The organism is Bartonella sp. AC130YNZD, from assembly GCF_042196865.1.
Taxonomy (GTDB): domain Bacteria; phylum Pseudomonadota; class Alphaproteobacteria; order Rhizobiales; family Rhizobiaceae; genus Bartonella.
The window spans coordinates 1-18,300 of sequence record NZ_JBHIQZ010000014.1 but is presented as its reverse complement, the minus strand read 5'-3'; the positions used below and the strand labels follow the sequence as shown (position 1 = coordinate 18,300).

Annotated in this window: 20 protein-coding genes, 1 tRNA gene and 1 pseudogene; 15 read left to right on the top strand and 7 right to left on the bottom strand. The window is 37.0% G+C overall.

All coding sequences use genetic code 11. The features are described 5' to 3' along the window. Positions 1-41 precede the first annotated feature (41 nt). From glyA to nusB, 6 genes are all read left to right on the top strand, one after another. A complete protein-coding gene (gene glyA / locus ACFINU_RS06540) occupies positions 42-1,355 on the top strand; it encodes a serine hydroxymethyltransferase (protein ID WP_375618507.1) in 1,314 nt (437 codons plus the stop codon). A gap of 11 nt (positions 1,356-1,366) precedes the next feature. Continuing rightward, complete coding sequence (nrdR, locus tag ACFINU_RS06535) at positions 1,367-1,849, top strand: transcriptional regulator NrdR (protein WP_375618506.1); 483 nt, start codon at positions 1,367-1,369, stop codon at positions 1,847-1,849. Further along, on the top strand, positions 1,842-2,972 hold the full coding sequence (ribD, locus tag ACFINU_RS06530; protein WP_375618523.1) for a bifunctional diaminohydroxyphosphoribosylaminopyrimidine deaminase/5-amino-6-(5-phosphoribosylamino)uracil reductase RibD: 1,131 nt from the start codon (positions 1,842-1,844) through the stop codon (positions 2,970-2,972). Before nrdR ends, ribD begins: the two co-directional genes overlap by 8 nt. Beyond that, positions 2,954-3,571, top strand: coding sequence for a riboflavin synthase (locus tag ACFINU_RS06525; protein ID WP_375611571.1), 618 nt, complete (start codon positions 2,954-2,956; stop codon positions 3,569-3,571). Before ribD ends, ACFINU_RS06525 begins: the two co-directional genes overlap by 19 nt. Positions 3,572-3,652: 81 nt before the next feature. Continuing rightward, positions 3,653-4,108, top strand: a complete 456-nt coding sequence (locus tag ACFINU_RS06520; RefSeq protein WP_375618505.1) for a 6,7-dimethyl-8-ribityllumazine synthase — start codon at positions 3,653-3,655, stop codon at positions 4,106-4,108. A gap of 2 nt (positions 4,109-4,110) precedes the next feature. Continuing rightward, on the top strand, positions 4,111-4,581 hold the full coding sequence (gene nusB, locus ACFINU_RS06515) for a transcription antitermination factor NusB (protein WP_015856452.1): 471 nt from the start codon (positions 4,111-4,113) through the stop codon (positions 4,579-4,581). Between the two features lie 76 nt (positions 4,582-4,657). Here the strand turns inward: nusB and ACFINU_RS06510 are convergent, their stop codons facing one another. Next, positions 4,658-5,137 carry an outer membrane protein assembly factor BamE gene (locus ACFINU_RS06510; protein WP_375618522.1) on the bottom strand — a complete coding sequence of 160 codons (480 nt, stop codon included), beginning with the start codon at positions 5,135-5,137 and terminating at the stop codon, positions 4,658-4,660. A 221-nt stretch (positions 5,138-5,358) separates the two neighbouring features. Between ACFINU_RS06510 and ACFINU_RS06505 the strand changes: the two genes are divergently transcribed. The 5 genes from ACFINU_RS06505 to ACFINU_RS06485 all read left to right on the top strand — a co-directional run bounded on the left by ACFINU_RS06505 (position 5,359) and on the right by ACFINU_RS06485 (position 9,252). Next, positions 5,359-5,916 (top strand): DUF177 domain-containing protein, encoded by a 558-nt coding sequence (locus tag ACFINU_RS06505; RefSeq protein ID WP_375618504.1) that lies wholly within the window; start codon positions 5,359-5,361, stop codon positions 5,914-5,916. 149 nt (positions 5,917-6,065) lie between these two features. Next, complete coding sequence (plsX, locus tag ACFINU_RS06500; RefSeq protein ID WP_375618503.1) at positions 6,066-7,136, top strand: phosphate acyltransferase PlsX; 1,071 nt, start codon at positions 6,066-6,068, stop codon at positions 7,134-7,136. 49 nt (positions 7,137-7,185) lie between these two features. Further along, the gene (locus ACFINU_RS06495) at positions 7,186-8,160 is read left to right on the top strand and encodes a beta-ketoacyl-ACP synthase III (protein WP_375607115.1); all 975 of its coding nucleotides are present in this window, start codon (positions 7,186-7,188) and stop codon (positions 8,158-8,160) included. A 77-nt stretch (positions 8,161-8,237) separates the two neighbouring features. Beyond that, entirely contained in the window at positions 8,238-8,552 is a 315-nt protein-coding gene (locus tag ACFINU_RS06490) for an integration host factor subunit alpha (protein WP_273791377.1), read from the top strand. A 196-nt stretch (positions 8,553-8,748) separates the two neighbouring features. After that, on the top strand, positions 8,749-9,252 hold the full coding sequence (locus ACFINU_RS06485; protein WP_375618502.1) for a MerR family transcriptional regulator: 504 nt from the start codon (positions 8,749-8,751) through the stop codon (positions 9,250-9,252). A 1,045-nt stretch (positions 9,253-10,297) separates the two neighbouring features. On the opposite strand, the gene thrS is transcribed toward ACFINU_RS06485, so the two are convergent. The 3 genes from thrS to ACFINU_RS06470 form a co-directional block, all read right to left on the bottom strand. Then, positions 10,298-12,274, bottom strand: a complete 1,977-nt coding sequence (gene thrS, locus ACFINU_RS06480) for a threonine--tRNA ligase (protein ID WP_375618501.1) — start codon at positions 12,272-12,274, stop codon at positions 10,298-10,300. A 112-nt stretch (positions 12,275-12,386) separates the two neighbouring features. Then, entirely contained in the window at positions 12,387-12,737 is a 351-nt protein-coding gene (gene yidD, locus ACFINU_RS06475; protein WP_375618500.1) for a membrane protein insertion efficiency factor YidD, read from the bottom strand. Then, positions 12,738-13,166: an iron-sulfur cluster assembly scaffold protein gene (locus ACFINU_RS06470; protein WP_375618499.1), complete on the bottom strand. Its 429-nt coding sequence runs from the start codon at positions 13,164-13,166 to the stop codon at positions 12,738-12,740. A 125-nt stretch (positions 13,167-13,291) separates the two neighbouring features. Here ACFINU_RS06470 and folE point away from each other — a divergent pair, with 125 nt between their 5' ends. The 4 genes from folE (at position 13,292) to ACFINU_RS06450 (ending at position 16,136) form a co-directional block, all read left to right on the top strand. Next, a complete protein-coding gene (gene folE, locus ACFINU_RS06465) occupies positions 13,292-13,903 on the top strand; it encodes a GTP cyclohydrolase I FolE (RefSeq protein WP_375611579.1) in 612 nt (203 codons plus the stop codon). A gap of 137 nt (positions 13,904-14,040) precedes the next feature. Then, positions 14,041-14,125 (top strand) — tRNA-Leu (locus ACFINU_RS06460). A 194-nt stretch (positions 14,126-14,319) separates the two neighbouring features. Continuing rightward, on the top strand, positions 14,320-15,492 hold the full coding sequence (locus ACFINU_RS06455) for an alpha/beta hydrolase (RefSeq protein WP_375618498.1): 1,173 nt from the start codon (positions 14,320-14,322) through the stop codon (positions 15,490-15,492). A 137-nt stretch (positions 15,493-15,629) separates the two neighbouring features. Beyond that, positions 15,630-16,136: a hypothetical protein gene (locus ACFINU_RS06450; protein WP_015856440.1), complete on the top strand. Its 507-nt coding sequence runs from the start codon at positions 15,630-15,632 to the stop codon at positions 16,134-16,136. A gap of 401 nt (positions 16,137-16,537) precedes the next feature. On the opposite strand, the pseudogene ACFINU_RS06445 reads toward ACFINU_RS06450, so the two are convergent. The 3 genes and pseudogenes from ACFINU_RS06445 to ACFINU_RS06435 all read right to left on the bottom strand — a co-directional run. Next, positions 16,538-17,581, bottom strand: a pseudogene (locus ACFINU_RS06445) (tyrosine-type recombinase/integrase). A gap of 9 nt (positions 17,582-17,590) precedes the next feature. Next, the gene (locus tag ACFINU_RS06440; RefSeq protein ID WP_375618497.1) at positions 17,591-17,803 is read right to left on the bottom strand and encodes a hypothetical protein; all 213 of its coding nucleotides are present in this window, start codon (positions 17,801-17,803) and stop codon (positions 17,591-17,593) included. A gap of 197 nt (positions 17,804-18,000) precedes the next feature. Then, positions 18,001-18,300, bottom strand: a 300-nt coding sequence (locus ACFINU_RS06435) for a DUF488 family protein (RefSeq protein WP_375618496.1), incomplete at its 5' end; no start/stop codon positions are given.

Here is an 18,300-nt window from a genome sequence, read left to right as displayed (position 1 = left end):
ATCGTTCCTTGAATTTATTTTTTTATGTTAGGAATGTGTTTATGACTCAACAAGAAAATGACGCACAAAAGCGCTTTTTTAATGATAATTTACAAACTGTTGATGGTGCAATTTTTGACGCAATTAGAGGGGAGTTTGAGCGTCAACAACATGAAATTGAGCTGATTGCTTCAGAGAATATTGTTTCAAGAGCGGTCCTTGAAGCGCAGGGGTCTGTTTTAACCAATAAGTATGCAGAAGGTTATCCAAGAAAGCGCTACTATGGTGGGTGTCAATTTGTTGATGTCGTTGAAGATTTAGCTATTGAAAGGGCAAAACAGCTTTTCGGTGCTGCGTTTGCGAATGTACAGCCTAATTCTGGTAGCCAAATGAATCAAGCTGTCTTTTTAGCTTTACTTCAGCCTGGTGACACATTTATGGGATTGGATTTAAATGCTGGAGGTCACCTTACGCATGGTTCACCTGTTAATATGTCAGGAAAATGGTTTGATGTTGTTTCCTATGGTGTGCGTCAAGAAGATCAGATTATTGATATGGATGAGGTTGAGCAGCTTGCAAAAGAACGTAAGCCAAAACTTATTATAGCAGGGGGCTCATCTTATCCACGGCTATGGGATTGGAAACGATTCCGTGAAATTGCAGATGAGATTGGTGCTCATCTACTCGTTGATATGTCTCATATTGCTGGTCTTGTTGCTGGTGGCGTGCATCCTTCACCTGTTCCACATGCGCATATTGTAACAACAACAACACATAAGTCGCTTCGAGGTCCTCGTGGTGGTTTAATATTGACAAATGATGAGGCTTTATCCAGAAAAATTAATTCTGCAATTTTTCCGGGTCTTCAAGGTGGTCCTTTAATGCATGTGATTGCCGCAAAGGCTGTTGCGTTTGAGGAGGCTTTGCGTCCCTCTTTTAAGAATTATAGTGCCAATGTTGTCGCTAATGCGAAAACTTTAGCAAAAACATTACAGGGTAATGGTTTTAATATTGTTTCTGGTGGTACAGATAATCACTTGTTGTTAATTGATTTACGTTCCAAAAATCTAACAGGTAAACGTGCTGAATTGGCTTTGGGACGCGCTCATATTACCTGCAACAAAAATGGCATTCCTTTTGATTCTGAAACGCCATCTATAACATCAGGAATTCGTTTGGGATCACCTGCTGCCACGACGCGTGGTTTTTTAGAAAAAGAGTTTATTCAAGTTGGTCATCTGATTTCAGAAGTTCTTGATGGTCTTCGGAGTGCAAAAAGTGATGAAGATAATCATGCCGTTGAAATGGCTGTTGAGAAAAAGGTAAAAGATATAACGAATCAATTTCCTCTTTACTCTTATCTTACCACTCGTTAAGGATACAAAGGATGCGCTGTCCTTACTGCCAATATGAGGATACACAGGTCAAAGACTCACGTCCAGCAGAAGAGGGGGCAGTGATTCGCCGCCGCCGTGTGTGTTCCGTTTGTGGTGGTCGTTTTACAACTTTTGAACGTGTTCAGTTGCGTGAGCTCTTGGTTGCTAAAAAAAGTGGACGATGTGAACCCTTCGATCGTGATAAGTTAATGCGATCAGTTGATGTGGCTGTACGTAAGCGCAATATTGATCCTGATCATATTGAACGAGCAATTTCTGGCATTGTACGCCAGCTTGAAAGTTTGGGAGAACCAGAGATTTCTTCAGAAAAAATTGGGTATCTTGTGATGGAAGCATTGAAAAGAATTGATGATATTGCTTATATTCGCTTTGCTTCTGTGTATCGAGATTTTCGTAATGCAAGCGATTTTCACGATGTTATAGATGAATTGTCAAAGGGTATCGCGGATACAGAATCTCGTTTTGATGAATAAAAAAGTGCAAGATGAACGGTTTATGGCTGCAGCTATTCGTTTAGCAGAACGTCATGTCGGTCTTACAGGTGAGAATCCTTCCGTTGGTACGTTAATTGTGCGAAACGATAATGGTGCTGTGGGGGCGTTTATTGTTGGCTATGGCGTAACAGCTATTCATGGGAGCCCTCATGCGGAAGTGCAAGCTTTACACATGGCAGGTTCTTTGGCTCAAGGAGCGACTGCTTATGTTACTTTAGAACCTTGTGCGCATTATGGAAAAACTTCGCCGTGTGTGAATGCGCTTATTGATTCAGGTGTTTCTCGAGTTGTTGTTGCGCTGACTGATTGTGACAAGCGTGTTGATGGTCATGGTATTGCTCTTTTGCGAGCGGCGGGTATTGAAGTGGTTGAGGGCATTTTAGCTGAAGAGGCTTTTGAATCCTTATGGACGCATTGGTGCATAAGGAAGATACAACGCTGTGCGGTCACTTTTAAAATGGCAATTTCTGCCGATAATGGTGTTGGAAAAAGAGAGAAGGGCAGCGTAAAAATTAGTGGAACACTTTCTCATGCCTATACGCATATTCTACGTGCTCAAAATAATGCTATCCTCGTTGGTATTGGTACTATATTAGCAGATGATCCACAACTCAATTGCCGCTTGCCAGGGATGGAGATGCGCTCACCAATTCGTATTATTTTGGATGCAGATTTATCTATCCCCCTTGATGCAAAAGTTGTCCAAACAGCCATAAAAATTCCTACATGGGTTATTTGTGATGTGGATCTTTCAAAGAAAAGCAAAAAAAATGCATTGGAGCAATATGGTGTGTCTGTTTATTCGGTCGAGATGAACAATGGTTGTGTAGAACCCTTTGCTCTTTTACAGATGCTTTATAAACATGGGATTAATAGTGTTTTATTGGAAGGAGGCGTCAAGACAGGGGAAAAATTTTTGAATGCTGGTTGTGTTGATCATTTGATATGTTTTCATACCCCCATTGTTTTAGGCAAAAATCGTATTGAAGCCCCTCATTTTGGAAATTATCTCTCGCAGTTTCATGAAATTGAGACAAGAATGTTTGGAAATGACCGTTTTTATAAGTGGAGACGTAAGACATTATGTTCACAGGAATTATAACGGATATTGGTTGTGTTGAAGATGTTCAACCTTTAAAGCAGGGGATGCGTTTAAAGATTTCTACCCGCTATGCTATAGAAAGCTTAGCAATTGGCGCGTCAATTGCTTGTTCAGGAATTTGTCTGACAATTGTAGAGCGAGGATTAAAGCAAGAAGATTCCAATTGGTTTGTTGTCGAGGCGTGGGAAGAAACATTACGTTTAACAAATCTTGCACAATGGATAAAAGGAACTTTTGTTAATTTGGAACGTTCGCTTCGATTGGGTGATGAAATGGGAGGACATTTAGTTTCTGGTCATATTGATGGTTTGGCTGAAATCATTGATCAAAAAAATGAAGGGGATGCAATTCGCTTTTATTTAAAAGTTTCAAGACAATTTATGCCTTTCATTGTTAATAAGGGATCTATTGCACTTAATGGGACATCTTTGACTGTTAATGGTGTTGAGGATTGTGTTTTTGATGTTCTTATTATTCGCCATACACTTGAAATGACAACGTGGGGACAAGCTAAAATTGGAGATCGGGTCAATTTGGAAATTGATCAACTTGCTCGTTATGCTGCAAAACTTTTTACTTTAAAAAGAGAAGATGAATAAGCCAACACTCTATTGATCGTTTTCAGAATTTTATGCTTTATAACTTTGATTTTTTTGATTCGTTTTTTGTGGAATTCCATTATGATGAAAGAGATAGTTAAAAAGCCTCACGTATTGATTGTTGAGGCACGTTTTTATGAGGGGATTTCTGATGCGCTTTTGAGAGGTGCGGTGAATACTTTGCAAAAAGCTGAAGCAAGTTATGATGTTGTAACGGTTCCTGGAGCATTAGAAATACCAAGTGCAATAGCTTTTGCTGAACAAAACAAGATATCGTATGATGGTTATGTTGCTCTTGGTTGTGTTATTCGGGGTGAAACATATCACTTTGAAATTGTTGCTAATGATTCTTGTCGTGCATTGATGGATTTAACTGTTCATCAGCACTTGGCTATTGGAAATGGTATTTTGACTGTTGAAAACAAAGAACAAGCATGGGTGCGTGCAAAACTAGATGACAAAAATAAAGGTGGTTTTGCGGCTGAAGCTGCTTTATGTATGATCGCTCTAAAAAAGAGATTTGGAGATAATCGTTAAATATGGCTGATATAAAAAGCAGACATTTTCCGCGTTCAGCCAATAAACGTGGAGCAGCAAGACTCGCTGCAGTTCAAGCACTCTATCAAATGGATATCGTGGGTTCGGGGGTGATGGAAACGGCAGCTGAGTATGAGGCTTATCGTTTGGGAAAAGATATTGATGGAGACCAATATCTTGAAGCTGATTTTCAATGGTTTTTGGCTATTATAACGGGTGTTGTAAAAGATCAAAAGCAGCTTGATCCGCTGCTTCATCAACAGCTTTCTGCAGAGTGGTCTCTTTCACGTCTTGATTCTATATTGCGAGCAATTTTACGAGCAGGTTTATGGGAGTTGATCAACCGTAAAGATGTTCCCGTTGCGGTTGTCATGAATGAGTATGTTGACATAGCAAAGGCATTTTTTGAAGGTGATGAGCCAAAACTTGTTAATGCAGTTCTTGACAGTATGGCAAAAAAAGTTCGCCTCTAAGAGTTACAAATCCCCCCTATTATAGATCTGATATTATCAGACCTATAATATTGAAACGGTATGCAGACTATATAATTTAGTTATGGGGTGGCAAATTCGCAGGGCCTTTTATAATTTGAATTAAGAAAGGATGTTCTTTCGTTACAGTTGGCGTTGTTTGTGTAATAAAATCAAACACTTGACCGTCTTGTAATCCGTAATTTGCAACTTTTGCAACTTGATTATTTTTATTGAAGTAAATGGCTAAAACTTTGCGATCAATAATCTTTGTTTTCATAAACTGCATCCCACGATAACGTGTCTGTGAGATGTAATAAAAAACTTCATTATCATATTTTGTTTTTAATGAAGGGGTCCCTAAAGTTAAAAGAACTTGCTCTTGACTGGAGCCAATAGAGATAGAACTTAGAGCATTTTTATCAAGAACATAGCCTTCTCTATAAATTTGGCTCGAACCTGAAGAATCAAGAAGGCTACACCCAGAAAGCATTCCTATGCTTGCTATTGATAGACCAATCAATAATTTACGTTTGATTAAGGCTATTATGTGAGGCATTTGAAACAATAGTATCTCCTTTTTATACTGAGATGTAGGACAAGAAGGCAACCTCAAGTTTTTTCTAATTTTAACTTAATCTACCGTAGCTTACACTGAGTTTCCCTGTTATAAAGCAAATTATGCCATATAGAATTTCTTTAGAAAAGAAAAAAATGCATAAATACTTGAGATAAATAAAAACATAGTGCTTTACGCGTTTTTATGTTTGGGAGTTGTCAATGAATGTTCAAAATGTTCCTCAAATGACATTTGCTTTAGCTTATCCAATATCTGTACGTTCTCTACCTGCTAAAGGTATAAGGGTTCATTTTTGTGCAAACAAAAAAGAATGTACACATTTAGCCCAGAACCATGATTTAATTGAAGTAAAATCTTGTGAGGGAAAATTCCATATTTTCCCATGGAAAAAACGCGGAGTGCGTATAAAAGGTCTGTTGCAAGCGCGTATACTACAGTTATGTGTTGTTACATTAGAACCATTAGAAAATATCCTTTGTGAAAATATTGAGGTTGTTTTTGTTCCTGAAGATTCAAATTTGATGAAGCCCAAAATATCAGAGGATACAGGGGAATTGTTTTTAGATGTGGAGGGGCTTGATACTCCTGAAGTATTTTATGATGATAAAATTGATATTGGCGCAATCATGGAAGAGTTTTTTGAGTTGTCTATTAATCATTATCCACGTAAAGAAGGGATAAAGATGAATATGGGTGAAAATTTAGAAGAAGCAGAGCGAAAATTCTCTCCATTTTCTGTTCTGAAAAATTGGAAGTGATTGTAAAAACATACAAAAAATATCTATTGTATGCTAAACGGTATTTTCTGCGAAGCGATTTTCGCAAGATGTGCTGTGTGAGTATTCAGGAGCCAAAAATCATAATATGTATTTAAAGATGTAAATGAAAAGATGTGGGATATGCAAGCGTGATTAGAATTTCTGTGGATGTCATGGGCGGTGATTACGGTCCAGAAGCAGCTATTGCAGGAGCAGCAATTGTACAAAAATATTTATCAAATATTTATTTTCTATTTTATGGAGTAGAGGAGGCTGTTCGTCCGGTTTTAAAAAAATATCCCTGTTTGGATTCTGTATCGCGCTTTTGCCCTACAGAAAGTTATACACGCATGGATGAAAAGCCAAGCCAAGCACTTCGTAATGGACGTGGTAAATCATCAATGTGGTACGCCATTGAAGCGGTAAAAAATGGTGAAGCTGATGCTTGCATTTCTGCTGGTAATACGGGTGCACTCATGGCCATGTCTTATTTTTGTTTGAAAATGCTTGCAGAGGCTGAACGTCCTGGTATTGCGGGTATCTGGCCAACACTGCGCAGTGAGAGTATTGTTTTAGATATTGGAGCAACAATTGGTGCCTCTGCTAGTCAGTTGGTTGATTTGGCGGTTATGGGAGCAGGTATGTTTCGCGCTTTATATCACACTGAAAGACCAAGTGTTGGGCTTTTAAATGTGGGGGTGGAAGAGGTTAAAGGACTTTATGAAATAAAAAAAGCAGGAATGATATTGCGTGAAGTGCAATTAGAAGGATTGGAATATAAAGGATTTGTTGAGGGCAATGACATTGGAAAAGGAACAGTCGATGTTGTTGTGACAGAGGGGTTTTCTGGTAATATTGCTTTAAAAACCGCAGAAGGAACCGCGCGACAGATAGGAGAGATTTTAAACTCTGCAATGCGCAGTTCTTTTTTAACATCTCTTGGTTATTTTTTATCACGGGGTGCTTTTCGTATACTGAAACATAAAATGGATCCTGATAGGGTGAATGGAGGAGTGCTTTTAGGTTTGAATGGTGTTGTTATAAAAAGTCATGGCAGTGCTAATGCTAATGGCTTTGCTTCTGCTATCCGCGTTGGTTATAAAATGGTTAATAATGGACTTTTACAAAAAATAACGGCTGATTTACGGCGATTTCATGAAAATAAAGAAACACTTTTTGACCAAGAAGATGAAGCGGTGATGAATGGAGAGTCCTTATGATAAGCTCTTATAATAGAAATGAAAAATTTGAAGAAAAGGTAAGAGCTAAATGATTCGGTCAATTATACGTGGTGTAGGAAGTGCTTTGCCGAAAAGAAGTTTATCAAATGATGAGATTGCAAAGTTTGTTGAAACGTCAGATTCATGGATTGTTCAGCGTACAGGAATACGCCAACGTTATATTGCCAGTGAAAATGAAACAACTGTTTCTTTAGGAGTTGAGGCTGCGCAAGCAGCACTTACAAATGCTGGTTTAACAATAAAAGACATCGATTGTATTATTTTAGCAACGTCTACCCCGAATCGTACTTTTCCTGCTTCTGCTGTTGAAATTCAGCATGCTTTGGGAATGAGCCATGGATTTGCTTTTGATATTCAAGCTGTTTGCTCTGGTTTTATTTTTGCTTTAACAACAGGAGATTCTTATTTACGGTGTGGGGGAGCTAAAAGAATTTTAGTTATTGGATCCGATACATTTTCTCGAATTTTAGATTGGGAAGATCGTACGACATGTGTTTTGTTTGGTGATGGTGCGGGTGCTGTTATTTTGGAAGCACAAGAAACTGAGGGGGATATTGCTTTTGAGCGTGGTATATTGTCTGCGAAATTGCGCTCTAATGGTGCTTATATAGATAAGCTATATGTTGATGGTGGACCTTCAACAACACAAACGACAGGCTATTTGCGTATGGAAGGACGAGAAGTTTTTAAATATGCTGTTGGTATGATAACGGATGTGGTTGATGATTGTTTTGCAGCTGCTGGTATGGATTCTTCACAACTAGATTGGTTTGTACCTCATCAGGCTAATAAGCGCATTATTGAAGCATCTGCTAAAAAGCTGGGAATTTCACTAGATAAAGTTGTGATTACCGTTGATCAACATGGTAATACGTCTGCTGCATCAGTTCCGTTGGCTTTAACAACAGCTGTTTGCGATGGAAAAATAAAAGAAGGAGATCTTATCATGTTAGAAGCCATGGGAGGTGGATTTACATGGGGAGCAATTCTTATTCGTTGGTAAATTATGGCTACTTGACCATATTTCAAGAAAACGTATAAGTCATTTTGTAATTTTTAATATTTTAATAGGTGGTTATAATGACAAGTAAGACAGTAACGCGTGCAGATTTAGCGAGCGTAGTTTGTAAAAGAGTGGGCTTGTCACATACTGAATCAGCAGCTTTAGTCGAATTGGTTTTGGATGAGATTTGCAACTCACTTGTAAGAGGTGAAGCGGTTAAATTATCTTCTTTTGCAACTTTTCAGGTTCGCAGTAAAAATGAACGTGTTGGACGCAATCCAAAAACAGGTGTTGAAGCACCTATTCCGCCGCGACGTGTTGTGACGTTTAAGGCTGCCAATGTTCTTAAACAGAGAATTTTAGATTCGCATCGTGCAAAACAGAAAAAATGATATCTCATAAATAAATGCCATGGTATGTTTGGTATTTGTTAAAGAAATGGATAAAATAAGGGTCTTTATTTTTTAGAAAAAGACTGGTGAGTAAGGTATCAATGATGGTCTTATTTTTGACTAATCTTGTTGAGAAATTGAGACAGAATGAGTCATTGTGAAGTAATTTATTTTGTTTTAAATAAGGTGTTACAAAATGGATAAAAGCTCTGATGCTTTTCGCACAATTAGCGAAGTAGCGGAGTTATTAGAGCTTCCGCAGCATGTCTTAAGATTTTGGGAAACACGTTTTAGGCAGATTAAACCAATGAAACGTAGCGGAGGAAGGCGCTATTATCGTCCGGTCGATGTTGATTTGCTCAATGGTATTAAGCAGTTACTATATGATCAGGGTTATACGATAAAAGGTGTTCAACGCCTTTTGAAAGAAAATGGTGTTGCTTTTGTAACTGCATTGGGTAATGGTGATCTTGATGCTATGAATGTGGTCATAGAGAAGAAACATGCAGGACAAACTTCTGAAAATGCTAGCAATAAGCCTAAGAAATCTTCTTTTGGGCTTTTGAGTTTCATGAGGAGTGAGGGAGAAACATCTGTCGGTTCTGTGAATCTTTACAAAGATAAAACTGATAAAGCATTGTTACAAGAAATTCTGTTTGAACTCATTGAATGTAAGCGTGTTCTTGATAGAGCACGATAATAATATTTTTTATTTTATATGTGTTTCGTAGATATTTAGATGTTTTATGGATGTGCCCAGAATTTTATACGTTCAACGAGTAGTCATATATCGTATGTGTATATTTAACGAGTTTTTATAAGAGTTTTTCATTTGGTAAAACATGAAGAAGAGAAAGAATAAACGCTGAGTTTTGCCATTTTTTTGATTTGGCTTTATAAAAATTAAGGCAATATCTCATCAGTGTAGATTGCGGGATGTAGAATGCCATTAGTTTACCAATTCATGTGCTTGTTTTAAAGAGATGTTTCTTAAGGCTTCTTAATCTTATTTTACCATAATGCCTCGTGAATGATTAATGGTAAACTCGTTGAGTACCGCTATTTTTATATTTATGAAGGATCAAGTCGGCATCATCATTATAGTTATAGCCTGTTCTCAATGACTGCAACAATCCTTAGCACTTTAGGCGGTTCATTGTAGGCATTTTAAAAGTCCTTTCTCAATAATTTTTATCCACACACTCATTCCGCTTGTTTCGTGCAAGCAAATGATTTTGATAGATTCAACATAAACATATTAAAAATAAGAGAAGCCTATGATATTCGAAACCTTATTTAATATGAATAATGATATATTATCATTATAAATCAATATCTTGTCCTTTTTATAAGGGCTTATCTTACGAATAAGAAATATCATTGTTCAGCTAATTTTACATATTTTTTATTAATAAATATAATCTTGTTTTCAGTTTCCTTGCTTGATGTTGCTATAATTATTGTAATGATCTATCCATGATAATAGAAGAATCTTTCCATTATAAAGGTAAAAGGTTAATGTTATTATTAATATTCAATTGTCTATGATTTTTTCATTTAAACAGCTCATAGCTTATATTCAACTTTTTCACCAATCCACCTTGTAGAGAGAGAGCACGTTATTCTTTCTGATGATAGGTCATTGTGCATGAAACAAAAACACACTACAATATCAAATTATTTCATTTTGTACAAAAACTGAAGATTTATAGTAAAAAATTAACGTATTACCATCTTCCGTGATATTATGCATTTATTACACGTTGCAAATCTGGAGGTGTTGCTTCATTTGAGAGTTGTTTAATCACATCTTCTACAGATAAAAGGGTTTGATTTGTACTTCCTAAGCGGCGCATATTTACGCTGTTTGTTTCAGCTTCACGTTTGCCACATACCAAAATTACGGGGACTTTTTGTAAAGAATGTTCTCGTATTTTATAGTTAATTTTTTCATTGCGGAGATCTATTGTTGCGGAAAGCCCAGTAGCTTTAAGTTTTGCTGTTATTTTTTGGGCATATTCATTTGCTTCGGATGTAATTGTTGCAACAACAATTTGTTCAGGAGCAAGCCAAAGTGGCATATGTCCAGCAAAATTTTCAATTAATATACCAAGAAAACGCTCCATTGATCCAAAAATAGCACGGTGGATCATAACAGGTTGACGTTTTTCTGAATCTTTATCAATATAGAATGCACCAAAACGTTCAGGGAGATTAAAGTCTATTTGTGTTGTTCCACATTGCCATTCACGACCGATAGCATCCTTTAATGTATATTCAAATTTTGGACCATAAAATGCTCCTTCACCTGGAAGGATGCTTGTTTTGATTTGTCCTGCAAATTTTGTTTCAATCGTTTTAAGGACAGATTCCATGATACTTTCTGCATGATCCCATAATGCATCAGATCCAACTCGTTTTTCTGGACGTGTTGAAAGCTTAAGACTAATTCCTTTAAAACCAAAATCAGCATAAGTTGATAAAATAAGATCATTAATACTGAGACATTCATCGGCTAATTGTTCATCAGTACAAAAAATATGCGCATCATCTTGTGTAAAACCACGCACACGCATAAGACCATGTAAAGAGCCTGAAGGCTCATAACGATGAACAAGTCCAAATTCAGCAAGTCTAATAGGCAAATCACGATAAGATTTTAAACCATGTTTAAAAATTTGCACATGACCAGGGCAATTCATTGGTTTAAGGGCATAAACATTCCCATGATCTGAATCTTCTTCTGCTGAAATTACTTTGAACATATTCTCCTTATACCAACCCCAATGGCCAGATATTTCCCAGAGTGACCTATCGAGAACTTGTGGTGCATTAACTTCAGCATATTGATGATCATCAAGGCGTCTACGCATATAGCTGATCAAATTTTGGAACATTTTCCAACCTTTTTTGTGCCAAAAAATCATTCCTGGCCCTTCTTCTTGAAAGTGAAATAAGTCCATTTCACGTCCCAAGCGGCGATGATCACGTTTTTCAGCTTCTTCTAGCATATGGAGGTAGGCTTTTAAGTCATTTTCATTTGCAAATGCTGTTCCATAAATTCTCGTGAGCATTGGATTATTGGCATCGCCACGCCAATAAGCTCCTGCAACTTTCATTAATTTGAAAGCATTCCCAATTTGCCCTGTAGATTGCATGTGCGGTCCGCGACAAAGATCAAACCACTCCCCTTGATAATAGATTTTTAAATCTTGATTTTCAGGAATGCTATCAATAAGTTCAACTTTATAAAATTCCTTTTTCTCAGAAAAAACTTTTCTTGTTTTTTCACGAGACCAAATTTCTTTTCTAAAAGGTTTATTGCGTTGGATAATTTCATGCATTTTCTGTTCAATGACGGTGAGATCATCTAATGTAAAAGGTTGTTGGCGTGCAAAATCATAATAGAATCCATTCTCAATGACAGGACCTATTGTTACTTGCGTTTCAGGAAAGAGCTCTTGCACTGCTTCAGCAAGGACATGGGCGCAATCATGCCTTATGAGCTCAAGAGCGCGTGAATCTTCTCGGGTAATAATCTCTACTTGACCAGATTGTCCCAATGGATCCGATAAGTCTCGCATGATACCATCAAGATTATAGGCGACTGCTTTTTTTGCAAGTGATTTAGAAATAGATTCTGCTAATTCCAAGCCTGTCATTTCGGCGGGGTAATTACGTTTTGAACCATCGGGAAAAAAAAGAGAAATAGAGCAAGACATAAAAACACCCTTTTAATCCAATTCCGCTAACGATTGCGGATGGTTTCGTGAAAATTGAGTAAAAAGCTTATAGACTAATTTTTTTATCAATACATGTGAAAAAAGAAAAGGATTATTTGTTGTGTTTGTCAGAAATTTTCCAGTAACGCCAAGGTTTATAAAAACAGCAAGAATTTCCAAGCGATGGAGGGACTGGATCAAAGCCATCTGTTCCAAAGGGACCACAACGTATGATACGAAAGAGTCCCATCCATGCACCAGCCCAAAGCCCATGGCGTGCAATCGCTTCATATGTATATTCTGAACAAGTTGGGGCATGGCGACATTGATTGCCTATAAGGCTTGAAAGTGTTATTTGATAGAAACGTATTAAGAAAACACCCAATAATCGTCCAGATGTTTTTTGCCAAGTGCCTGTGTAATTCCGAGTCAACTTTTTTTGTCGAGATTGTAATTTGAACATTTATTTTTCTTCAATTTTTTGAATGCAGTCTATCGTTGCATCAAAGGGTAGTAGTGTTGCTGCATGGCGCACTTTATAGTCTTTAATGGGCTGTAAGCAAGAAAAATCCTCAAATGGAGCTTGAGGAGAAGGGCCATTTTGCGTTAGCATTTGGTAGATAACTTCACGCAATATTTTAAGATCTTGAGTTGTTTGTCCGATGATATGAGATGCTAAAAGTGAAGCTGAAGCTTGCCCTAGCACACATGCATGTATTTCGTGAGCAAAACCGGTAATAATACCATTTTCCACTTTTAAATCTACAGTGATTGTCGAACCACAAAGGTGCGCATGTTTTCTTGATGTTGCATCAGGATTATTAAGACGCCCAATTTTGCCTATATGTGCAGCATATTTAAGTATTTTATCATTATAGATATTATCAATCATGCGCTATTGCCTGAAATTTTGAGAGTCGTGATTGTTTAAACTTTTAATTCGCTTATATAGAGATTATACAAAATGAGATAGGTATGGAGCAAATGCTTTGTATAGAGTAAGCTTGGAGTTTTTGAATGCGTAATGTTGTTAAAGAAGACGCAAATTTATCTGAAGAAAAGCGTCCGAGTATTGAAAAGGTGGAAGAAGCGATTCGTACATTACTCTTATGGATAGGGGAAAATCCAAATAGAGAAGGGCTTTTAGATACTCCAAAACGTATAGCCAAGGCATATCGCGAGCTTTTTAATGGTTATAGTCAATCGGTTAAAGAAACCTTAGGTACAGTTTTTGAAGAGGTTTCAGGATACAATGAAGCCGTAATCGTAAAGAATATACCTTTTTATTCACACTGTGAGCATCACATGATCCCAATTATTGGGAAAGCACATATAGCATATCTTCCTAATGCAAAAATTGTTGGTCTTTCAAAAATTGTACGTGTTGTAGATATTTTTTCTCGCCGTTTACAAACTCAAGAAGCTATGACAGCGCAAGTGGCTCACGCGTTAAAAACGTATCTGAAGCCTCATGGTGTAGCAGTATTGATTGAGGCTGAGCACATGTGTATGGCTATGAGAGGAATCCAAAAACAGGGCTCTACAACAATTACAAAAAACTTTCATGGTTATTATGAAAAAGATCAAGCGGCACAAGCACATTTTATGATGATGGTTCAAAGGTCATAGTAAAGCCCATATTTCTCGTAATCTTTGTTAAGTTATAAAGCATCCGGATAAAATAAATTATGAGAAAAAGAAAATTGGCTTGTACCTTTCTTTATGATTTGTTAAAGGCTAAAAACTAGGATTTTTTCTTTCCACGTGCGGTCGTGGCGGAATTGGTAGACGCGCAGCGTTGAGGTCGCTGTGGGGTAACCCGTGGAAGTTCGAGTCTTCTCGACCGCACCAATTAGCAGTGAGTCATCTCCATAATGAGATGAAGTTATGTTAGAGAGAGGGGATTTATAGGCATTATAGAAAAATCTTTTTTGTATGTTATTTGTTGGTGTGTTGCCAATAATGTTTCGTTTTTTATTACTTTATCTATGCATTTGAAATGTTATATTTTTATAAGGTGGGGTGAAGTTGCATTGAGAAGTATAATGATTCTGAGATATTTAACACTTCTTATTTGTATTTCTTTATTATCAGCGTGTAGTGATTCACGTGCTGTACTTTGGCATGGGGTGCATGCAACACCTTCTATGACTGCCGTAGAAAGGGAAGTTGAAGGGAAACCAGTTTCTCCAAAAGCCATCGTTCCAGTGTATGTTGCAACGAGTCGTATGATGCAAAATAATTACGCTCAACCTTATGGTGCAGAGCGATCAAATAAAGTTCATTATAATCGTGTTGACGTAGGAATTCCTCAGCAACATGTAAAGGGAGTTGTTGAAATAAATGCCTATAAACCTACGCATGATAAGTATTTTGCAGCAGTAGCATTGCAAAAATACGATAATAAAGAACAGTTTAAACAGCGATTAAATGCTGCTTTAGCAAAAAAGCCAAAAGGAAAAAGAGAAATTTTTCTTTTTATCCATGGGTATAATAATAATTTTGCAGATGGTACATTTCGTACAGCACAGTTTACACACGATTATTCTTTAAATGTTGTCGCTGTGCATTATTCTTGGCCTTCGGCCGGATCAGTTCCTCTTTATATTTATGATCGTGACAGTGCTAATTTTGCCCGTGACGGATTGATAGAGCTTTTAACACTTATTAGTGAAACCAATGCTGATCAAATTTCGGTTATTGCACATTCTATGGGCAATTTTGTTATAATGGAAGCATTTAGAACGTTAGCGTTACAGGGAAAATATAGGCCTATTCGTCGTATTACAAGTTTATTAATGGCTGCACCAGATATTGATGTTGATGTATTTGAGCGCCAACTTAATGATATAAAAAAACTCCCGCAGCCAACCGCTATTTTAGTATCCAGAGCGGATAAAGCTCTTGCGGTTTCAGGACGTCTTACGGGTGGTCATCATCGTGTGGGCGATGGCTCAGATATTGAAATGTTGCGTAAAAATGGAATAGCTGTTCTTGATTTCTCTCATGTGGATGGGGGAGCACACAATGTCTTTGCATCTTCGCCAACGTTGATGGCTCTTTCTCGAGAAGGTTCTTTGGCTTCCACAATTATGCAAGGTACAGAATTGTCACCTAGTCAAGCCCTTCTTGCTGATGGTAGTAGTGTGTTGGAAAAAACAACACATCTTATCCTTTATACACCTGTACGTTTTCTCTCTCCACGGATTCCACGTTGATCGTGAAAAGAGAGAAGGGGCTCCATCGAATAATGTATTGGAGGTAATATTTTTTAGCACTTTCTTTAGAATGGTCTTGTAAAATGAAAAATAAATAGCGGGATGAATGTAAAAAACAGTCATTAGGTGAGTTTGTGATGATTGCACGGAAACGCTATGTTAATACGCCTACAGTTGTTGATTATTTATCTCATTCCGCAATTAAGTTATTAGACATTCATGCTATGCTTGTGAAGGTGAGAAAAGGTGATATGGGGGAAAAACCAAATTTATTGCGTCAAATTGATTCTACAAAAAAACAGTTAGATGAGATAAGCCATGCTCTTATTTTAGAATATCGTAAACGCCAAGAAAATGAGCGTTTTTTAAAACAAATTCTGCTATCCATTTCTGATCAACTTTTTGCACTTAATAATGGTTTTAAGGAAACAGGACGTCTTTTTTTTCAAGAAGTTAGAATACTTCAATCTCAGATGCAATGTTTGTATGAGGGAAAGGAGAGGCTGCATTTGTTGAATAGCCAAGAATCTTTTTGTTCTCCATCAAAGATTGATGAAGTCATTAAACAGTTACAAAAAGCACGAGAAAAGCTTATTCTTGAAAGCCCACATCTCTTTGAAAAAAGCACAAAAGCTAAACAATGAAAGTTCTTTAGTTGAGCAGATCGATAATTTGAATTTTACAGCAAAAACGCTGTTAGATAGAAGGCTATAACCTTTTTAAAGAAAAGAATTTGCTTTAATAAATGAAACGCATGTATTTTATAATCTCACTCTTTATCGCATTAAAGCTTTAGAAGACTTTGGTTATATCTTTGCTAAAGCTAAGGCTGATGAATTAGGTGGCTTTATTGAAAATAAATGTTTGTGGAAAGAATTTTACAAAAAACTTTCTGATTCTTTTAATAATAGCCCGCCGGATAATCTTACCAATGTTATGAAGTTGCTAGTATATTCATTAGGCAAATAAAAAGCAAGTAAAATAAAATAGTTATGTCTAATATAAGGGAATTGAGGAATCCTGATTCTATTACATTTTTTTTCCTCTATCCCCCATCTTTTTGAAGCTTTTTTATGGCTTCAAGAGCGAGTTTTTTGCGATCTGCGCTCTTTGTGTAGAGAGATGCCATAGCATCATGTGTCCAGCCAAAAATTGCTTTGAGTTGTGATACTGTTGCACCAGAGTTAGCTGCGCGTGTTGCTGCTAATTTTCTCAATCCATGGGCTGATTTTTTAATACCTGCTGTATTACATGCTTCACGAAACAGGTTGCCAAAACTTTCTTTTACGAGCTTATTTCCATTTTTCCCGCAAATGAATGTTTCATTTCCAATAGGACCAATTTTAAGGGTTTCTGCTAATTCAGGCAAAATGGGTAGAAAAACATCTGTTTGGAATTTACTTTTTTCTGTTTTGAGATGAATGATATTATCTTTAACATCTTTCCAACCAATACGAACGGCGTCACCACGGCGCAACCCCGTGTAAAGAAGAACATCAATCCAAACACGTTCATGGGTACCATGGGACCATCTTTTATAATATTTCTCAACATCTTCTTCTGTCCAAACAGGAAAGCCCCCTTTATTTTTTAGAGGAGGTTTTTTGACCCCTAAAGTCGGATTGTTTTCCAAAAGACCTTGGTCAATCGCCCAATTAAAAAGCCCATTAAGTACTTTCAGAAATTCTCTAGCCATTGCTGGTGTTTCTTTACGCCGTTCAACTCCAGCTATGATATGTTTCTTATTAATTGCTTGGTATGGGATATCTCCTACGGAATCGCATATCTTCATAAGGATGTATTCTCTTTGCTTTTTTGTAACTGTAGAGAGGTTATGCCAATTAGAGCTGTTTAAATACTGTTTAAGCAGCCATGCAAATCACCCTTCAACAAGTTTACCGGTTTTGGATTTAGGAAGTATAAGCCCTTGTAATTCGGCAAGTGCGCTTTTGTAGTTATCAACAAACTCTTGCGTTCCATAGGTACCGCGTATTCTAATGCGTTTGCCGTGACCAATACGTACATACCATACAATTTTGCCATGTTGAGTAATTTGTTTAACGAGATGAGGGGGGCGTGGTTTTGGCATGGTGATCACCTATAAGACGATATCAAATTCATAATCATCACGAGATAAATTCCATATTTTATCAGGATGTGCTGTTGAGTTTGGTATTGGGATATCTGCTTTAAGATAGATAAGCAGTTCACCGGTAGGTTTGATTTCTATGAGTTCGCATTTTTGTTTTTTTGCTTCTCTTAAAGCTCGTGCAATGTCTGCTTGCGTTATGATAGCTTTATGAGGTGCCATATCTTTTCTCCTACATTGAGACGCAATTCACCCATTTCGTGAATCACGCATGACTTGAAAGTGTTAAGAAGGGTGGTGGTGCTAGGAGGCATTTTTGAAGAGAAGCACCTCCATATGTAAAAAATCTGTAAGTTTATTTTTTAGATGTGTTTAATTTCATATTTCCAATCAGGTAATTGAGTGAGAGCTAATGCGAGTTATCCTCTGTGACACATGCATACATTGGCTTCAAAACAGGTGATTGCAACGCGCTTTTTGTTTAAAAACATTTGATATAATTTGTTTATTGCACAAAAATTATTCTTGAAAGTTGTATTTTGATAATCTTCAAAAAGGCGGTCATAATCTTTTTGTGTTTTCAAATTTCTTCGTTTTTCAGAGGCAATTCCAAATTCAGGCATATGCATATATTCAATATCTATGTTGCTTACAGCTTGCTCTAATTGTCTTTTTGAAAATCCGTGTTTTCTACTTATTGGATTTTTACGAACATCACA

Coding starts and splice junctions, on each gene's coding strand:
- glyA (WP_375618507.1), top strand. CDS start 42: ATGACTCAACAAGAAAATGACGCACAAAAGCGCTTTTTTAATGATAAT.
- nrdR (WP_375618506.1), top strand. CDS start 1,367: ATGCGCTGTCCTTACTGCCAATATGAGGATACACAGGTCAAAGACTCA.
- ribD (WP_375618523.1), top strand. CDS start 1,842: ATGAATAAAAAAGTGCAAGATGAACGGTTTATGGCTGCAGCTATTCGT.
- ACFINU_RS06525 (WP_375611571.1), top strand. CDS start 2,954: ATGTTCACAGGAATTATAACGGATATTGGTTGTGTTGAAGATGTTCAA.
- ACFINU_RS06520 (WP_375618505.1), top strand. CDS start 3,653: ATGATGAAAGAGATAGTTAAAAAGCCTCACGTATTGATTGTTGAGGCA.
- nusB (WP_015856452.1), top strand. CDS start 4,111: ATGGCTGATATAAAAAGCAGACATTTTCCGCGTTCAGCCAATAAACGT.
- ACFINU_RS06510 (WP_375618522.1), bottom strand. CDS start 5,137: ATGCCTCACATAATAGCCTTAATCAAACGTAAATTATTGATTGGTCTA.
- ACFINU_RS06505 (WP_375618504.1), top strand. CDS start 5,359: ATGAATGTTCAAAATGTTCCTCAAATGACATTTGCTTTAGCTTATCCA.
- ACFINU_RS06495 (WP_375607115.1), top strand. CDS start 7,186: ATGATTCGGTCAATTATACGTGGTGTAGGAAGTGCTTTGCCGAAAAGA.
- ACFINU_RS06490 (WP_273791377.1), top strand. CDS start 8,238: ATGACAAGTAAGACAGTAACGCGTGCAGATTTAGCGAGCGTAGTTTGT.
- ACFINU_RS06485 (WP_375618502.1), top strand. CDS start 8,749: ATGGATAAAAGCTCTGATGCTTTTCGCACAATTAGCGAAGTAGCGGAG.
- thrS (WP_375618501.1), bottom strand. CDS start 12,274: ATGTCTTGCTCTATTTCTCTTTTTTTTCCCGATGGTTCAAAACGTAAT.
- yidD (WP_375618500.1), bottom strand. CDS start 12,737: ATGTTCAAATTACAATCTCGACAAAAAAAGTTGACTCGGAATTACACA.
- ACFINU_RS06470 (WP_375618499.1), bottom strand. CDS start 13,166: ATGATTGATAATATCTATAATGATAAAATACTTAAATATGCTGCACAT.
- folE (WP_375611579.1), top strand. CDS start 13,292: ATGCGTAATGTTGTTAAAGAAGACGCAAATTTATCTGAAGAAAAGCGT.
- ACFINU_RS06455 (WP_375618498.1), top strand. CDS start 14,320: ATGATTCTGAGATATTTAACACTTCTTATTTGTATTTCTTTATTATCA.
- ACFINU_RS06450 (WP_015856440.1), top strand. CDS start 15,630: ATGATTGCACGGAAACGCTATGTTAATACGCCTACAGTTGTTGATTAT.
- ACFINU_RS06440 (WP_375618497.1), bottom strand. CDS start 17,803: ATGGCACCTCATAAAGCTATCATAACGCAAGCAGACATTGCACGAGCT.